The sequence below is a fragment of the Pseudomonas syringae pv. coryli str. NCPPB 4273 genome (assembly GCF_000972175.1).
In the GTDB taxonomy this organism is placed as follows: domain Bacteria; phylum Pseudomonadota; class Gammaproteobacteria; order Pseudomonadales; family Pseudomonadaceae; genus Aquipseudomonas; species Aquipseudomonas syringae.
Map to the genome: position 1 here is coordinate 86,262 of NZ_AWQP01000019.1, position 18,085 is coordinate 104,346.

The following is an 18,085-nucleotide window of genomic DNA, read 5'->3' on the forward strand; positions in this document are numbered from 1 at the left end:
TTTGCCGTGTCGAGATGTTGCGTATCAGCGACTACGTCACACGTAGTGTGCAGCAGCATAGGCCGACGCCCACGCCCACTGAAAGTTGAAACCGCCCAGATGACCGCTCACGTCCAGCACTTCGCCCACGAAATATAGGCCGGGGGCTTTCAGCGACTCCATGGTCTTGGATGACACTTCGCGGGTGTCGATACCGCCCAGCGTCACTTCGGCCGTGCGATAACCCTCGGTGCCCGCCGGGACCACCTGCCAGCTCGCCAGCTTTTCGGCGATCTCGGCCAGTTCGGCGTGGGTGTACTGCTTCATCGGTCTGGAAACGAACCAGTGTTCGGCGATCAGGTTGGCCATCTTCTTGGTGAACATCTCGCCCAGCAGGGTTTTCAGTTCACTGTTGGGGCGCTCGGCCTGCTGCTGGTTGAGCCAGGCAGGCACGTCATGATCGGGCAGCAGGTTGATCTCCACGGTGTCACCGGGCTGCCAGAACGAGGAGATCTGCAGGATCGCCGGGCCACTGAGGCCGCGGTGGGTGAACAGAATGTTTTCGCGGAAGCTGGTGTCGTTGCAGCTCACCAGACAATCCACCGAGGTGCCTGACAGCTCGGTGCACAGCTCCTTGAGCTGATCGGTGATGGTGAACGGCACCAGCCCGGCGCGGGTCGGCAGCAGCGTGTGGCCGAACTGCTTGCCGACCTGATAGCCAAAACCGGTGGCGCCCAGCGTCGGAATCGACAGCCCGCCCGTGGCAATCACCAGCGACTGGCAGTTCAGGGTGCCCAGCGTGGTCTGCAGGCTGTAGCCGGCGTCGGTCTTTTCGATCTGCTGTACGGAGGTGTCCATGTGCAGGCTGACACCGGCCTGGCGGCACTCTTCCAGAAGCATTTCCAGAATGTCGCTGGACTTGTTGTCGCAAAACAGCTGGCCGAGTTTTTTCTCGTGATAAGGCACGCCATGCTTGGCGACCATCGCGATGAAATCCCATTGGGTGTAGCGGGCCAGGGCCGATTTGCAGAAATGCGGGTTCTGCGACAGGAAGTTGGCCTGCTCGGTGTACATATTGGTGAAGTTGCACCGCCCGCCACCGGACATCAGGATCTTCTTGCCGGGTTTGTTGGCGTGGTCGATCAACATCACCTTGCGCCCGCGAGCGGCAGCGGTGAACGCACACATCAGACCGGCAGCGCCGGCGCCAATGATTACAACGTCAGTAACGGGCACAGCGTGGTTCCTCGATCTTCAGGTCACGATCGTTCCCATGCTCCGCGCCAAGCTATGCACAAGCCTTTTTTTCTGGCCGAAGGCCGTGGGAGCGAACTTGTTCGCGAAAGGGCCGGTAGGTTCTCCGAAAATTTATCGTCTGAACTACCGTCTTCGCGAACAAGTTCGCTCCTACGCCCTGCGGGCAGAAGCCTGAAAACCGCGTTTTCAGGACCTTCGGGGCCTGTATATGACGCTCGGCGTGGAGTGTAGGGACTATCAGGGTCAACGATAAACTTTACAAAATCCGCACGCGCAGCGACTTGCCCTTGATCTTGCCGTTGTTCAAACGCTCCAGGGCCTGTTTGGCCATGCTGCGCTCGACGGCAACGTAGGCCTGGAAGTCGAAAATCGCGATCTTGCCGACCTGAGTGCCCGGGATGCCTGCCTCGCCGGTCAATGCGCCGAGGACGTCGCCTGGACGCAGCTTGTCCTTGCGGCCCGAGCCGATGCACAGCGTGGTCATGGCGGGCAGCAGCTTGCCGCCTTCCTTGATGCTCAGTCTGTCGTATTGCTGCCAGTTCAACGGCGCTTTCTGCAATTCTTCGATGGCACGGGCGCGCTGGCTTTCCGACGGAGCCACCAGGCTGACCGCGATGCCTTTCTCGCCCGCGCGGCCGGTACGGCCGACGCGGTGGATGTGGATTTCCGAATCACGCGCCAGTTCGACGTTGATCACCATGTCCAGCGCGTCGATATCCAGACCGCGCGCGGCCACGTCGGTGGCGACCAGTACCGAGGTGCTGCGGTTGGCGAACATCGCCAGCACCTGATCACGGTCACGCTGTTCCAGATCGCCATGCAGGCCGACGGCAGACATGCCCTTGGCGGTCAGGTGATCGACCACTTCCTGCACCTGCTGCTTGGTGAAGCAGAACGCCACGCAGGACGTCGGACGGAAATGGCCGAGTACCTTGACCACGGCTTCCAGGCGCTGCTCCGGGGAGATCTCGTAGAAAATCTGCTCGATCTGGCTGTCGGCGTGCAGTGCCTCGACCTTCACGGTCTGTGGATCACGCATGAATTTCGAGGACAACTGCTTGATGCCAACCGGGTAGGTCGCCGAGAACAGCAGGGTCTGACGGCGCTGCGGGGTCTGCTCGATGATGTCGGCGATGGCGTCGTAGAAACCCATGTCCAGCATGCGGTCAGCTTCATCGAGAATCAGCGTGTTAAGGCCGTCCAGGACCAGCGAGCCCTTGCGCAAATGCTGCTGTATGCGACCCGGGGTACCGACGATGATGTGCGCGCCATGCTCCAGCGAGCCGATCTGCGGGCCGAACGAAACGCCGCCACACAGGGTCAGGACCTTGATGTTGTCCTCGGAGCGCGCCAGACGGCGGATTTCCTTGGCCACCTGATCCGCCAGTTCGCGGGTCGGGCACATGACCAGTGCCTGGCAACCGAAGAAACGCGGGTTGATCGGGTTGAGCAGGCCGATGCCGAACGCAGCGGTCTTGCCGCTGCCGGTCTTGGCTTGCGCGATCAGGTCCATGCCCTTGAGGATCACCGGCAGGCTCTGCGCCTGAATCGGTGTCATTTCGGCATAACCAAGCGACTCCAGGTTAGCCAGCATGGCAGCGGACAGAGGCAGAGAATTGAAAGCGGTGTTAGTCACGACGGTGAACCTGCAAAACAAAAATGTCGCGTAGTGTATCACCCGCCAGTCAGACCTGGCACCGACGATAAAGGTCGTGGGAGCGAGCTTGCTCGCGAAGGGGCTCTTACAGTCCCAGAAGATGGTTCGTGAGCAATGCGGATCGCCGCCCCGGTCACTCCCACAGGATCCAGCAATGAGCGCGGAGCATGGGCACGATAGCCAGACAAAAAAATCCCCGCTGGAGGGCGGGGTTGAGGTTCGAGCGTGGCAGCTCGCAAAGGTGTACAGCAAGGCCCGTCCGGGGACGGGCCTGCAGGGCTTACAGCAGGATTGTGCGGATATCCGCCAGCAATTCGCTCAAGCGCTTGGTGAAGCGGGCAGCAGCTGCGCCGTTGATCACGCGGTGATCGTAGGACAGCGACAGCGGCAGCATCAGTTTCGGCTGGAAGGCTTTACCGTCCCAGACGGGCTGGATGGTTGCCTTGGAAACACCGAGGATCGCCACTTCCGGCGCGTTGACGATCGGCGTGAAGCCGGTGCCGCCAATGTGGCCGAGGCTGGAGATGGTGAAGCACGCGCCCTGCATGTCGTTCGCAGTCAGTTTCTTGTTGCGCGCCTTTTCCGCCAGGGCGGCGGCTTCGGCGGCCAGTTGCAACAGGCTCTTCTGGTCGACGTCGCGGATGACCGGGACCAGCAGGCCGTCCGGGGTGTCCACGGCAAAGCCGATGTGCACGTACTTCTTGCGGATCACGGCCTTGCCGCTAGGTGCCAGCGACGCGTTGAAGTCCGGCAGCTCCTTGAGCAGGTGGGCGCAGGATTTGAGCAGCAGTGGCAGAACGGTCAGCTTGACGCCAGCCTTCTCGGCAGCGCCTTTCTGCGCCACACGGAAAGCTTCCAGGTCGGTAATGTCGGCCTGGTCGAATTGCGTGACGTGCGGAATGTTCAGCCAACTGCGGTGCAGACCGGAAGCGCCGAGTTGCATCAGTCGCGTCATCGGTACTTCTTCGATCTCGCCGAAACGGCTGAAATCGACTTCCGGAATCGGCGGGATGCCCGAGCCGCCGCTTGCGCCGCCAGCTGGAGCTTCCTTGGCCTTCTGCATCATGGTTTTGACGTAAGCCTGAACGTCTTCTTTCAGCACACGGCCGTGCGGGCCGGTGGAGCTGACCGCGCTCAGCTCGACGCCGAATTCGCGGGCCAGCTGACGAACGGCCGGGCCTGCATGAACCTTGGCACCGTCTTTGGCCGGAGCCGCTGGAGCAGCCGGCGCGGGTGCTGCTTCTGCCTTGGGAGCAGGGGCAGCAGGAGCTGCGGCCTCAGCCTTGGCCGGCGCAGCGGCGGGTGCGCTGGCAGCAGGGGCCGGAGCAGCGGCAGGCGCGGCGCCTTCGACTTTCAGTTTCAGGATCAGGTCGCCGGTACCGACTTCCTGGTCCAGCTTGACTTCGATGCTCTCGACAACGCCTGCTGCCGGAGACGGGATCTCCATGCTGGCCTTGTCGGATTCCAGGGTGATCAGCGACTGATCGGCCTGGATGCTGTCACCGACCTTGACCATCAGTTCGATGATCTTGGCCTTGCCCGACGAACCGATGTCCGGTACGTGGATATCCTGAACGCTGGCGCTGGCTGCCGGAGCAGGCTCGGCGGCGGCCGCAGGTGCAGGTGCCGCTTCAGCCGGCTTTTCCGCAGCAGCAGGGGCAGCGGCAGGTTCGGCAGCAGGTGCCGGGGCCGCAGCCGCCTCACCTTCCACTTCCAGTTCGAACAGCTCGTCGCCTTCTTTCAGGCGGTCGCCCAGCTTGACCTTCATGGTCTTGATGACACCAGCCTTGGGAGCAGGGATTTCCATGCTCGCCTTGTCCGACTCAAGCGTCAGAACGCTCTGGTCGGCTTCGATGCGATCACCGACCTTGACCATCAATTCAATGACTTCGCCTTCACCGTTGCCGATGTCGGGTACACGAATTAACTCACTCACTATGTCTCTCCTTAGGAGAACCTGTTCACTCACGAATACGCTGGCTCAGTTACAACGAAACAGCGTTGGATGCTCATTTACGTCGAGTAAATTCCGCATCCTCGGCTGTTCACGCTCTGATCAGCGCTCTTGAAGCAGACTCTTAGCAGTCCAGTGGATTGCGTTTTTCAGGATCGATACCGAACTTGGCGATGGCTTCAGCCACGACTTTAGGTTCGATATCGCCACGATCAGCCAAGGCTTCCAGGGCTGCCAGCACCACGAAGTGGCGATCGACTTCAAAGAAGTGACGCAGCTTCTTGCGGCTGTCGCTACGGCCGAAACCGTCGGTGCCTAGGACTTTGTATTCCTTGGTTGGAACCCACTGACGAATCTGATCAGCGAACAGCTTCATGTAATCCGTGGATGCGATGACCGGACCTTTGCGACCGTTCAGGCACTCCTCGACATAGCTCAGCTGCGGCTTCTGGCCAGGGTGCAGACGGTTGTTGCGCTCTGCAGCCAGACCGTCGCGACGCAGCTCGTTGAAGCTGGTAACGCTCCACACGTCGGCACCGATGTTGAACTCGTCACGGAGAATCTTCGCCGCTTCGCGAACTTCACGCAGGATGGTGCCCGAGCCCAGCAGCTGGACGTGGTGCGCCGCTTCCTTGGTGTCTTCTTCGAGCAGGTACATGCCCTTGACGATGCCTTCTTCCACACCGGCCGGCATGGCTGGCTGGGCGTAGGACTCGTTCATCACGGTCAGGTAGTAGAAAACGTCCTGCTGCTCTTCGAACATCCGGCGCATGCCGTCCTGGATGATCACTGCCAGTTCGTAACCGTAAGTCGGGTCGAAGGTGCGGCAGTTCGGGATGGTCGATGCCAGGATGTGGCTGTGACCGTCTTCGTGCTGCAGGCCTTCACCGTTCAGCGTGGTACGGCCGGCGGTGCCGCCAACCAGGAAGCCACGGGTGCGGCTGTCGCCAGCGGCCCAGGCCAGGTCGCCGATACGCTGGAAACCGAACATCGAGTAGAAGATGTAGAACGGAATCATCGGCTGGTTGTGGCTGGAATACGAAGTACCGGCAGCGATGAAGGAGGACATGGCGCCCGCTTCGTTGATGCCTTCTTCGAGGATCTGGCCTTTCTTGTCTTCGCGATAGAACATCACCTGTTCTTTATCGACTGGCTCGTAGAGCTGGCCGACCGACGAGTAGATGCCCAGTTGGCGGAACATGCCTTCCATACCGAAGGTACGCGCTTCGTCCGGGATGATCGGCACGATGCGCTGACCGATTTCCTTGTCCTTGACCAGTTGCGTCAGGATGCGCACGAAGGCCATGGTGGTGGAAATTTCGCGATCGCCCGAGCCATCCAGGATGGCCTTGAGGGTCTCGAGTGGCGGGGTCGGCAGGCTGAAGCTCTGCGCACGACGCTGCGGTACGAAACCACCCAGCGCAGCACGACGCTCGCTCAGGTAACGGGCTTCGGCACTGCCTTCTTCCGGCTTGTAGAACGGCAGGGCTTCGAGTTCGGAGTCCTTGACCGGGATGTCGAAACGGTCACGGAAGTGACGCAGGCTGTCGACATCGACCTTTTTGGTGTTGTGCGCAGTGTTTTTCGCTTCGCCGGCGCCAGTGCCATAACCCTTGATGGTCTTGGCCAGAACCACGGTCGGTTGACCCTTGTGGTTGACGGCTTCGTGGTAGGCCGCATAGACCTTGTACGGGTCGTGGCCGCCACGGTTGAGTTTCCAGATCTCGTCGTCGGACAGATCGGCAACCATGGCCTTGAGTTCAGGCGAGTTGAAGAAGTGCTCGCGGACGAACGCGCCGTCCTTGGCCTTGTAGTTCTGGTATTCGCCGTCGATGACTTCGTCCATACGACGTTGCAGGATACCGTCGACGTCCTTGGCCAGCAGTGGGTCCCAGAAACGGCCCCAGATGACTTTGGTGACGTTCCATTGGGCGCCACGGAACACGCCTTCGAGTTCCTGGATGATCTTGGCGTTGCCGCGAACCGGACCGTCGAGGCGCTGCAGGTTGCAGTTGACGACGAAGATCAGGTTGTCGAGCTTCTCGCGACCGGCCAGGGCAATGGCGCCCAGGGATTCCGGCTCGTCGGTCTCGCCGTCACCCAGGAAGCACCAGACTTTCTGCTTGCCTTCCGGGATGTAGCCGCGGTGCTCCAGGTACTTCATGAAGCGCGCCTGGTAGATCGCCTGGATCGGGCCAAGGCCCATCGATACGGTCGGGAACTGCCAGAAATCTTTCATCAGCCACGGGTGTGGGTAAGACGACAGGCCATTGCCGTCGACTTCCTGACGGAAGTTGGTCATTTGCTCTTCGGTGATGCGGCCTTCCATGAACGCACGGGCGTAAACGCCTGGCGATGCGTGACCCTGGAAGTAGATCAGGTCGCCGCCGTGTTCGTCGGTCGGGGCCTGGAAGAAGTAGTTGAAGCCGATGTCGTACAGCGTGGCGCTGGAGGCGAAGCTGGAGATGTGGCCGCCCAGATCCGGGTCGCCGATGTTGGTTTTGACAACCATGGCCAATGCGTTCCAGCGCACCAGCGAGCGAATGCGGCGTTCCATGAACAGGTCGCCAGGCATGCGTGCTTCGTGGGTGACAGGAATGGTATTGCGATATGGCGTGGTGATGGCGTACGGCAGCTGCGAACCACTACGGGTGGCCAGCTCGCCCAAACGGGTCATCAGGTAGTGAGCGCGGTCTTCGCCTTCTTTGTCGAGAACCGATTCCAGGGCGTCCAGCCATTCCTGGGTTTCGACGGGATCGAGGTCTTGCATGGCTTGCTCCAGGGCGGAAAGGCTTCCAGAATCGGTTGCCTGAGTTTGCGACTGGCCTTGTGGGCAGACGACATAAATTCTTGGATTTCCGGAGGGTGGGATCCGGCGGCGTGTAGTTTTACTACAAGTCGACGACGATTTCAGCCCTCCGAGTATCGGACCCAGTAGTAAAACTACAGAGAAGCGACTCAATCGCTCCTGTTGTCGTGTAGCTTAAAACGTTACTGTTGATCGCTATTGAATATCTTGCAGGGAAAAAGCGGATTTTTATGCTTCTAATTTGATTTTTCCAGCAATTTATAACCTTTGTTCGACAAGCGGTGCTGGCAGACGCGTCTCGCCGTAACGACGGACGGGCGTCTGCACGCCGATCAAGGATAGACCATGAGCCTACCTTTACTGGCCGAATTTCCGGCCATTCTGCTGCCATCGATCACCCGCGCCCGCCAGATGTTTCAGGCTGCGCTGACTGCCCTGTCCGAGGACGCGCTGGCTTCTTTCAACGCTTGGCCCGAGGCGCGACAGGCAGCCTTCGACCGGGTCTGCGCCGCCAGTGATTTTGTAACCGAACAAGTCTGCCGTGATCCGCAGATGCTTCTGCAACTGGCCGATTCGGGCGAGCTGGAGCGTAGCTTCGCTGCCGGCCAATTGCGCGGTCAGCTTGCCGACGCGTTGTCGAGCACCGCCAGCGAGGATGAGCTGGGGCGTAATCTACGTCGACAGCGCGCACGCCAGCAAGTCCGGATTATCTGGCGCGACCTGACCCGTCAGGCAAACCTGATCGAAACCTGCCGTGACCTGTCGGACATGGCCGATGCGTCGATCGATCTGGCTTACCACTGGTTGTACGCCCGGCATTGCCAGCAGTTCGGCACCCCGACCGGTCGTCATTCCGGGCAGCCCCAGCACATGGTCATCCTGGGCATGGGCAAGCTTGGCGCGGTGGAACTGAACCTGTCCTCTGACATAGACCTGATCTTCGGCTACCCGGAGGGCGGCGAAACCGTCGGCACCAAGCGTGCGCTGGACAATCAGGAGTTTTTCATTCGTCTGGGCCAACGGCTGATCAAGGCGCTCGACCCGGTGACCGTCGACGGTTTCGTGTTTCGGGTCGACATGCGCCTGCGCCCTTACGGTTCTTCCGGGGCACTGGTGCTCAGCTTCAATGCGCTGGAGCAGTATTACCAGGACCAAGGCCGGGACTGGGAACGTTACGCGATGATCAAGGCGCGCGTGGTCGGTGGCGATCAGGCGGCCGGTGCCGAATTGCTGGCGATGCTGCGTCCGTTCGTGTATCGCCGCTATCTGGATTTCTCGGCCATCGAAGCGCTGCGCACCATGAAGCAGCTCATTCAGCAGGAAGTGAAGCGCAAGGGCATGGCGGAAAACATCAAGCTGGGTGCCGGTGGCATTCGCGAGGTGGAGTTCATTGCCCAGGCCTTTCAACTGATTCACGGCGGCCGCGACCTGAGTCTGCAGCAGCGGCCGCTGTTCAAAGTGCTGAAAACCCTCGAGGGGCAGGGTTATCTGCCCTCGGCGGTGACCGAAGAGTTGCGCGAGGGCTACGAGTTTCTGCGTTATACCGAGCACGCCATTCAGGCGATCGCCGACCGTCAGACGCAGATGCTCCCGGACAACGAACAGGATCAGGCGCGCGTTGCCCTGATCATGGGCTTCGCTGACTGGGCTGCCTTTCACGAACGGCTCATGTACTGGCGTGGCCGTGTGGCCTGGCACTTCCGCCAGGTCATTGCTGACCCCGATGCTGATCCGGACGACGAGCAAGATGAAGATGGCGAAGTGGTGGTGGGAGGCGAATGGCTGCCGTTGTGGGAAGAGTCCCAGGACGAAGAAGCCGCAGGTCGCCAACTGTTGCAGGCCGGCTTCGTCGATGCCGAGAAGGCGCTGAAACATCTGGCCAACCTGCGCAGCAGCCCCAACCTGCGTTCGATGCAGCGTCTGAGCCGTGAGCGGCTGGACGCGTTCATCCCTCGTCTGCTGGCTCAGGCGGTGGAACATGAGAAGCCCGACCTGGTCCTGGAGCGTGTGCTGCCCTTGGTCGAGGCCGTCGCGCGGCGCTCGGCGTACCTGGTGCTGCTCACGGAAAACCCCGACGCGCTGCGACAGCTGCTGACCCTGTGCGCCGCCAGCCCGTGGATTGCCGAACAGATCGCGCGTTTCCCGTTGCTGCTCGATGAGTTGCTTAACGAGGGGCGCCTGTTCAATCCGCCGCTGGCCCCGGAACTGGCGGCCGAGCTGCGCGAGCGGCTGATTCGTATCCCTGAGGACGATCTCGAGCAACAGATGGAAGCCCTGCGGCATTTCAAGCTGGCGCACAGCCTGCGCGTCGCGGCGTCCGAGATATCCGGCAGCCTGCCGTTGATGAAAGTCAGTGATTACCTGACCTGGCTGGCCGAGGCGATTCTCGATCAGGTGCTCGCGCTGGCCTGGCGCTACAGCGTGGCCCGCCACGGTACGCCTTTGCGTCCGGACGGCACGTTGTGCGATCCGGGCTTCGTGATCGTCGGCTACGGCAAGGTCGGCGGTATCGAGCTGGGGCACGGCTCCGATCTGGATCTGGTGTTCATTCATGATGGCGATCTGGAGGCCGAGACCGACGGTGCCAAACCGATCGACACTGCGCAGTTCTTCACCCGGCTGGGGCAGCGGGTGATCCATTTGCTGACCACACAAACCAACTCCGGTCAGCTGTATGACGTCGACATGCGCCTGCGGCCTTCGGGAGCGTCTGGCCTTTTGGTCAGCTCTCTGGGCGCTTTCGCCCGTTATCAGGCCAATGAAGCCTGGACCTGGGAGCATCAGGCACTGGTCCGTGCGCGGGTCATGACCGGCAGCCGGGATGTCGGCGAGCAATTCGAGAAGGTCCGTGCCGATGTACTGGGGCGCGAACGCGATCTGGACAAGCTGCGCGCCGAAGTCAGCGAAATGCGCGCCAAGATGCGTGACAACCTTGGTACCCGTGCGACAGCGGCCGGCAGGGCGGCCAATGCCTTCGAGGCGGCGGTGCCATTCGACCTCAAGCAGGACGCCGGAGGTATCGTCGATATCGAATTTATGGTGCAATACGCCGCCTTGGCGTGGTCCAGAGAGCATCCCGCGCTGCTGCAATACACCGATAACATCCGGATTCTCGAAGGGCTGGAAGAGGCCGGGCTGCTGCCGGATACGGATGCCGGCCTGTTGCGCGAAGCCTATAAGGCGTATCGCTCGGCGGCACATCGCCAGGCCTTGCAGAAGCAAGCGGGCGTGGTCAGCGGCGATCAGTTTCATGCCCAGCGGCGTGAGGTGATGCGGATCTGGACGCAGATGGGGTTGAGCTGAGCCTCACGGCAACGCCACATTCCGCTGCAACACTCTATAAAGCTATGACAGGGAGGCGACAGGTTGTGTGGGAACGTCACGCAGTCTGATCGGCCTCCCTGATCGTTTCTGGTCGTTTTTGGATAGAACATGAAAATTCTGATCGTTGGGCCTAGCTGGGTCGGTGACATGGTGATGGCACAAACGCAGTTCCAGTGTCTGAAACAGCGTCATCCCGAGTGCGAAATCGACGTGCTGGCCCCTGAGTGGAGCCGTCCGATACTGGAGCGCATGCCGGAGGTTCGCGCTGCGCTCAGTTTTCCGCTGGGTCACGGTGCCCTGGAACTGGCGACCCGTCGCCGGATCGGCAAGTCTCTGGCTGGCCAATACGATCAGGCTATCCTGCTGCCCAACTCGCTGAAATCCGCGCTGGTGCCGTTTTTCGCCGGTATCCCGAAGCGCACCGGTTGGCGCGGCGAGTTTCGTTACGGCTTGCTCAACGACGTGCGAACCCTCGACAAGCAGCGCTACCCGCTGATGATCGAACGTTTCATGGCCCTGGCCTTCGACAAGGGCGCCGAGTTGCCGCGTCCTTACCCGCGACCGAGCCTACGCATCGACCCGACCACGCGCGATGCTGCACTGAGCAAATTCGGCCTCACGCTGGATCGCCCGGTACTGGCGCTGTGCCCCGGCGCGGAGTTCGGCGAGTCCAAGCGCTGGCCCGCCGAACATTACGCACAGGTTGCCGACGCGAGCATTCGCGAAGGCTGGCAGGTCTGGCTGTTCGGCTCGAAAAAGGATCACCCGGTCGGTGAGAGCATTCGCCAGGAGCTGATTCCCGGCCTGCGCGAGGAGTCCGTCAACCTCAGTGGCGAGACCACGCTGGCCGAAGCCATTGACCTGCTGTCGTGCGCCGACGCGGTGGTGTCCAACGATTCCGGCCTGATGCATGTGGCCGCAGCGCTGAACCGTCCGCTGGTGGCTGTCTACGGTTCGACCTCGCCGGGCTTCACGCCGCCGCTGGCCGACGCAGTGGAGGTGGTGCGTCTGGGCATCGAGTGCAGCCCGTGCTTCGAGCGCACCTGCCGTTTCGGCCATTACAACTGCATGCGTCTGCTTGAGCCGGACGCCGTGACTCAGGCGCTGACCCGTCTGAGTAGCACGCCGGTGGAGGTTGCCTGATTTTGCGGGTACTGCTGATCAAGACGTCTTCACTGGGTGATGTGATCCATGCCTTGCCCGCGCTGACCGATGCGGCGCGCGCGCTGCCCGGCATTCGCTTCGACTGGGTGGTCGAGGAAGGCTTCGCGGAAATTCCCGCCTGGCATCCGGCGGTCGACAGGGTCATCCCGGTGGCGATTCGCCGCTGGCGCAAGCACCTCTGGCAGACCTTCAGGTCCAGGGAATGGCGACGCTTCAAACAGCAGGTGCGCGAACAGCGCTATGATCTGGTGATCGATGCGCAGGGCCTGTTCAAAAGTGCCTGGCTGACACGCTATGTCGATGCGCCGGTGGCCGGTCTGGACCGCGATTCGGCACGCGAGCCGGTCGCCAGTCGCTTTTACGATCGCGCTTTTCCAGTGGCACGCGGGCAGCATGCGGTCGAGCGGCTGCGTCAGCTGTTCGCTCAGGCGCTGGGTTATCCACAGCCGTCCGGCATGGGCGATTACGGTCTCAAGCCACTGGCGACCCTGGATGACAGTTTGCAGGCCCCGTTCGTGCTGTTCCTGCATGGCACGACCTGGGACACCAAGCACTGGCCCGAGCTGTACTGGCGGCAACTGGCCGAATTGATGGCTGCGCGCGGTCTGCAGGTGCAGTTGCCGTGGGGCAATCCGGCAGAGAAAGCTCGCGCCGAGCGTATTGCCGAGGGGCTGAGCAGTGCGCACGTGCTGCCAAAGCTCAATCTGGCAGGGGTTGCGCGGGTGCTGGCCAGCGCGCAGGCGTGCGTCGCGGTAGACACCGGCATCGGGCACCTGGCCGCAGCACTGGATGTGCCGACCATTTCCCTGTTCGGCCCGACCAATCCGGGCCTGACCGGGGCCTACGGCAAGTCGCAGGTGCATCTGGCCAGCGACTACCCGGGCTGCACGCCGTGCCTGCAAAAGAAATGCACGTACCAACCGACCGCCGACGATCAGCGCCGGTTCGACCTTAAGCGCGAGTGGCCAATGTGCTTCACTCGCTTGAATCCCGAGCGAGTAGCGAGCCAATTGGGCGCGCTGTTGCTGGCAAAGGAACCTGGCTGATGCAACTGGCTTTTGTACTCTACAAATACTTCCCGTTCGGCGGCCTGCAACGCGACTTCATGCGCATCGCGCTGGAGTGCCAGCAGCGCGGCCATCAGATCCGCGTCTATACCCTGATCTGGGAAGGCGATGTGCCGCCCGGTTTCGAGGTGCTGGTGGCGCCGGTCAAGGCGTTCTTCAATCATCGGCGCAACGAAAAGCTCAGCGCCTGGATGGAAGCGGACCTGGCCAAGCGCCCGGTGGACCGCCTGATCGGTTTCAACAAGATGCCCGGTCTGGATGTGTATTACGCCGCCGACGGCTGTTTCGAGGACAAGGCGCAGAACCTGCGCAGCCCGCTGTATCGCAAGTGGGGCCGTTATCGCCACTTTGCCGACTACGAGCGCGCGGTGTTCGCCAAAGACTCGAAAACCCAGGTGCTGATGATTTCCGAAGTGCAGCAGCCGCTGTTCATCAAGCATTACGACACCCCGCCGTCGCGCTTCCATTTGCTGCCGCCGGGCATTTCCCAGGATCGCCGCGCGCCGCCGGATGCGCCTGAGATCCGTGCAGGCTTTCGCAAGGAATTCGGCCTTGGCGACGATGACCTGTTATTGGTGCAGATCGGCTCCGGTTTCAAGACCAAGGGCGTGGATCGCAGCCTCAAGGCGCTTGCGGCTCTGCCCGCTGAACTGAAGAAGCGCACGCGGCTGTTTGTAATCGGTCAGGACGACCCCAAAGTATTCCAATTGCAGAGCGCGGCGCTCGGCCTGGGTGATCAGGTGACCTTCATGAAAGGGCGCAGCGATATTCCGCGTTTTCTGCTGGGCGCCGACCTGCTGATTCATCCGGCCTACAACGAAAACACCGGGACCGTGCTGCTCGAAGCGCTGGTTGCCGGTTTGCCGGTCCTGGTCAGTGCGGTCTGTGGTTACGCTCACTATATTGCCGAGGCCGATTGCGGGCGTGTGCTGGATGAGCCGTTCGAGCAGGCGCAGCTCAATCGCTACCTAGCGCAGATGCTTGAGGACGATGCCGCCCGCAGCGCGTGGTCGCGCAATGGCCTGACCTTTGCCGACACGGCAGACCTTTACAGCATGCCGCAACACGCTGCGGATGTGATTCTGGCGGAGCACTATTGATGAAGCTGTTCCTTGCTGAGCCGTTCAAGAGCCTGTGGGCGGGGCGCGATGCGTTCGTCGAGGTCGAAGGCCTGAGCGGTGAGGTCTACCGCGAGCTGGAAGGGCGCCGCACGCTGCGCACCGAGGTCGACGGGCGCGGTTACTTCGTCAAGATCCACCGCGGCATTGGCTGGGGCGAGATCGCCAAGAATCTGGCAACCGCCAAGCTGCCGGTACTCGGCGCGGGCAAGGAATGGGACGCCATCGAGCGTCTGCATGAAGTCGGCGTCCCGACCATGACCGCCGTGGCCTATGGTGAGCGTGGCAGCAACCCTGCCGCGCAGCACTCGTTCATCGTCACCGAAGAACTCGCACCGACCACCAGCCTTGAAGACGTCAGCCTCAACTGGCGCAACGAGCCGCCCGAGCCGCGTCTGAAGAGAGCCTTCATTGCCGAAGTCGCCCGCATGGTCGGCATGATGCACCGCGCCGGTGTCAATCATCGCGACTGCTACATCTGCCATTTTTTGCTGCACACCGACAAACCGGTGACCGCTGACGATTTCAAACTCTCGGTCATCGACCTGCACCGTGCCCAGACCCGCCGTGCGATCACGCCACGCTGGCGCAACAAGGACCTGGCCGCGCTGTATTTTTCAGCGTTGGACATCGGCCTGACCCGCCGCGACAAACTGCGTTTTCTCCAGGGCTATTTCCAGAAGCCGTTGCGCGAAATCCTGCTCAAGGAAGCGACGCTGCTGACCTGGCTGGATAAAAAAGCCGACAAGTTGTATCAGCGTAAAGTGCGCTACGGAGACGCACTCTGATGGCGGGCTGGAAGCTCGAGCCCGAGTACGCGTTCCTGGAGCCGGAATTTGGCAGCCTGGATGCCGTATTTGCCTTGCAGGGGCAGCAGTTGACCCGCGATCCGCTGTCCGACGTGATCCGCGTCGAGCGCGCCGGGGTTTATTACTACGTCAAACGCTACGTGGGTGCGGGCAAGGGCCTGCGTCGCTACATGGGCAAGCCGAGGGTCAAGTCCGAGTGGCAGAACCTCAAGCGCTTTGCCAAATGGGGCATCCCCACCGCAGAAGTCGTGGCCTGGGGGCTGGAGCGTAATGGCGCGGCGTATGATCGCGGCGCATTGATCACGCGTGGCTTGCCGAACACCGAAGACTTGTCGGCACTGGCGCAACGCAAGGATCCGCGACTGGCCGACCGCCACTGGGTCGATGCAGTCAGTCGCCAGCTGGCTGCCTTTACCCGGATCATGCACGACAACCATTTCACGCATAACGATTTGAAATGGCGCAACCTGTTGGTGGATAACGAAGGCAAGCTGTTTTTCATCGATTGCCCCAATGGTGCATTCTGGTGGAGCTTCATGCTGCGCTATCGGATCACCAAGGATCTGGCCTGCCTGGACAAGGTCGCGAAGTATCATTTGTCGGCCACCCAGCGCCTGCGCTTCTACCTGCAATACCGCCAGCGAACGCGTTTGAACGCCTCCGACAAAAAACGTATTCGACATATCGTCAGCTTTTTCGAGGGCCGTGAATGAGCGTTTTTATTGCCAGTGCCGACCAGCCTTTACTGGCGCGTCACAACCTGGCTGATTTTGAATCGCTTTGGAACATCCGACTCGATGCGGTCGATGAACCCAATACCGGGCGCGGTGGCTGGAGCAGTGTGTTCCGCCTCGACCTGGACGGTCAGGGTTTTTACCTCAAGCGTCAGAGCAATTACCTGACTCACACGTTGCATCACCCGTTTGGCGAACCGTCGTTTTCGCGCGAGTTTCGTAACATCAGTCGCTATCGCAAGCTGGGCATCCCGGCGTTGCAGGCGGTGTTCTATGGCGAGCGCAAGGTCGACGGCGAACGCCGGGCGATCCTGATGACGCGTGCGCTGGACGGCTGGACCGATCTCGACGAACTGTTGCAGCAGTGGAACCAGATGGACGCTCCTCAGCGTCAGGCAATACTGCACGCCTGCGGCCAGCTGGCGCGCACGCTGCACGGCGCCGGACAGGTGCATGGCTGCTTCTACCCCAAACATATTTTTCTTCAGGCAGCCGGTACGGGGTATCAGGCGCAACTGATCGACCTGGAAAAAACCCGCCCGGTGATCTTCGGCAAGCGTGACCTTGCCCGCGACCTCGAACCGCTGCTGCGCCGTGCGCCCATGTGGAATGAAACCGATCGGCGCGAGTTGCTGGCGGCTTACCTGCACGCCACGCCGAACAGCCTGCTGGTCGACGCCTGGAGTGCGCGCCTTGGCAAGCGCGGCGCTCACAAACGAGACCTTCAACACCGCGATGATAAAGAGACCCGTTGATGCGCCTGTCTGAACTCAAGACCGCCGGACGTACCCCCGAGTTGCCGATGAGCCTGACGCTGGCCGATGCTGCCGGATCGGCTGAACTGCAATTGCTGACCCTGCTGCGTGTCTTGCCGGGGCAACGCTATGTCGGGGCCGGTGTCTGGCGAGGCCGAACGGTGCTGGCAAAACTGCTGGTGGGCGACAAGGCGGCCCGACACTTTCAGCGTGAGCTGGCCGGGGTAAGGCTGCTTGCCGAACAGGGCCTGACCACACCGCTGCTGCTGGCCGACGGTCTGCAGGACGGCGAGGGTGGCTGGCTGTTGTTCGAGTTTCTGGAACAGGCGCCAAGCCTGGGCGATGCGTGGAACGCTGTTCAGCACCTGGCACCGCTGGCAGACGAGCAGCAAGCGGTGCTCGGCGAGGCACTATCGGCCATTGCCCTGCAGCACGCAAAGGGCCTGTGGCAGGAAGACCTGCACCTGGACAACCTGCTGCGCCACAAGGGGCAGCTGTACCTGATCGATGGCGCCGGTATTCGTGCTGAACAGGCCGGTACGCCGTTGTCCCGGCAAAAAGTGCTGGAAAACCTCGGCGTGTTCTTTGCCCAGTTGCCCAGGTCTTTTGAACCGTTTACTGAAGAGCTGTTGGTGCATTACCTGTTGAGCAATGCCGAGCATGGTTTGCCGATGGAAGCGCTGCAAAAGCAGATCGACAAGGTTCGCAGCTGGCGGCTCAAGGACTTCATGAGCAAAACCGTGCGCGACTGCAGTCTGTTCAGTGTCGAGGACAGCGCTTCGGTGTTCCGCGCCATTCGTCGTGAGGAAGAACCCGCGATGCTGCCGGTGCTGAGTCAGGCGGATGCCTTGCTCGACAAGGGCCATCTGTACAAGACCGGTGGCGCTGCGAGTGTCGGGCGGGTTGAGGTCAATGGTCGTCCGCTGGTCATCAAGCGCTACAACATCAAGAATTTCAGCCACTGGCTCAAGCGCTTCTGGCGCCCCAGCCGGGCCTGGCATTCGTGGCGCGAAGGCAACCGGCTGATGTTCCTCGGTATCGCCACACCCAAACCGCTGGCCGTGCAGGAAAAGCGCTTTCTTGGCTTGCGCAGCAAGGCCTGGCTGGTGACCGAGTTCATCGATGGGCCGGACATCATCGAACGCTTCGCTGCGTATGTGGAAAGTGGTGATGCGCCAGAGGTCGAACTGTTGGCGCTGGATCGGCTTTTTGCGCAGCTTATCCAGGCACGCATCAGCCATGGTGATTTCAAGGGGCATAACCTGTTCTGGCACGTCGATCGCTGGGCGATGATCGACCTGGACGCCATGCAGCAGCACAGCTCGCAGTCGTCATTCGCTGCCGCCTACGCCCGAGACCGTGCCCGCTTCATGCGCAACTGGCCAGCGCAGAGCGCGCTGCACCAGTTGCTGGAACAGCGCTTGCCGAAGCTTGCGACGGACTGAGCCCGGCTGACCC

12 protein-coding genes are annotated in these 18,085 nt (G+C 61.4%); 8 read left to right on the forward strand and 4 right to left on the reverse strand.

Going from position 1 to position 18,085, the window contains the following annotated elements:
• Positions 1-36 precede the first annotated feature (36 nt).
• From P406_RS09495 to aceE, 4 genes are all read right to left on the reverse strand, one after another.
• Positions 37-1,215 carry a BaiN/RdsA family NAD(P)/FAD-dependent oxidoreductase gene (locus P406_RS09495; RefSeq protein WP_046236046.1) on the reverse strand — a complete coding sequence of 393 codons (1,179 nt, stop codon included), beginning with the start codon at positions 1,213-1,215 and terminating at the stop codon, positions 37-39.
• 277 nt (positions 1,216-1,492) lie between these two features.
• Complete coding sequence (gene dbpA / locus P406_RS09500) at positions 1,493-2,872, reverse strand: ATP-dependent RNA helicase DbpA (RefSeq protein ID WP_046236047.1); 1,380 nt, start codon at positions 2,870-2,872, stop codon at positions 1,493-1,495.
• 301 nt (positions 2,873-3,173) lie between these two features.
• Positions 3,174-4,829: a dihydrolipoyllysine-residue acetyltransferase gene (gene aceF, locus P406_RS09505; RefSeq protein ID WP_046236048.1), complete on the reverse strand. Its 1,656-nt coding sequence runs from the start codon at positions 4,827-4,829 to the stop codon at positions 3,174-3,176.
• Positions 4,830-4,971: 142 nt separating this feature from the next.
• The gene (aceE, locus tag P406_RS09510; protein WP_003392156.1) at positions 4,972-7,617 is read right to left on the reverse strand and encodes a pyruvate dehydrogenase (acetyl-transferring), homodimeric type; all 2,646 of its coding nucleotides are present in this window, start codon (positions 7,615-7,617) and stop codon (positions 4,972-4,974) included.
• 384 nt (positions 7,618-8,001) lie between these two features.
• Between aceE and glnE the strand changes: the two genes are divergently transcribed.
• The 8 genes from glnE to P406_RS09550 all read left to right on the forward strand — a co-directional run bounded on the left by glnE (position 8,002) and on the right by P406_RS09550 (position 18,072).
• The gene (gene glnE, locus P406_RS09515) at positions 8,002-10,959 is read left to right on the forward strand and encodes a bifunctional [glutamate--ammonia ligase]-adenylyl-L-tyrosine phosphorylase/[glutamate--ammonia-ligase] adenylyltransferase (RefSeq protein WP_046236049.1); all 2,958 of its coding nucleotides are present in this window, start codon (positions 8,002-8,004) and stop codon (positions 10,957-10,959) included.
• Positions 10,960-11,088: 129 nt separating this feature from the next.
• On the forward strand, positions 11,089-12,123 hold the full coding sequence (gene waaF, locus P406_RS09520; RefSeq protein ID WP_046236050.1) for a lipopolysaccharide heptosyltransferase II: 1,035 nt from the start codon (positions 11,089-11,091) through the stop codon (positions 12,121-12,123).
• 2 nt (positions 12,124-12,125) lie between these two features.
• Positions 12,126-13,190: a lipopolysaccharide heptosyltransferase I gene (gene waaC, locus P406_RS09525; RefSeq protein ID WP_046236051.1), complete on the forward strand. Its 1,065-nt coding sequence runs from the start codon at positions 12,126-12,128 to the stop codon at positions 13,188-13,190.
• Positions 13,190-14,311 (forward strand): glycosyltransferase family 4 protein, encoded by a 1,122-nt coding sequence (locus P406_RS09530; RefSeq protein WP_046236052.1) that lies wholly within the window; start codon positions 13,190-13,192, stop codon positions 14,309-14,311. The genes waaC and P406_RS09530 overlap by 1 nt, the downstream gene beginning before the upstream one ends.
• On the forward strand, positions 14,311-15,117 hold the full coding sequence (gene rfaP, locus P406_RS09535) for a lipopolysaccharide core heptose(I) kinase RfaP (RefSeq protein ID WP_016567036.1): 807 nt from the start codon (positions 14,311-14,313) through the stop codon (positions 15,115-15,117). The genes P406_RS09530 and rfaP overlap by 1 nt, the downstream gene beginning before the upstream one ends.
• The gene (locus tag P406_RS09540) at positions 15,117-15,851 is read left to right on the forward strand and encodes a lipopolysaccharide kinase InaA family protein (RefSeq protein ID WP_003414408.1); all 735 of its coding nucleotides are present in this window, start codon (positions 15,117-15,119) and stop codon (positions 15,849-15,851) included. Before rfaP ends, P406_RS09540 begins: the two co-directional genes overlap by 1 nt.
• Positions 15,848-16,627 carry a lipopolysaccharide kinase InaA family protein gene (locus tag P406_RS09545; RefSeq protein ID WP_046236053.1) on the forward strand — a complete coding sequence of 260 codons (780 nt, stop codon included), beginning with the start codon at positions 15,848-15,850 and terminating at the stop codon, positions 16,625-16,627. The genes P406_RS09540 and P406_RS09545 overlap by 4 nt, the downstream gene beginning before the upstream one ends.
• Positions 16,627-18,072: a lipopolysaccharide kinase InaA family protein gene (locus P406_RS09550; protein WP_046236054.1), complete on the forward strand. Its 1,446-nt coding sequence runs from the start codon at positions 16,627-16,629 to the stop codon at positions 18,070-18,072. The genes P406_RS09545 and P406_RS09550 overlap by 1 nt, the downstream gene beginning before the upstream one ends.
• The last annotated feature ends 13 nt before the right edge of the window (positions 18,073-18,085 follow it).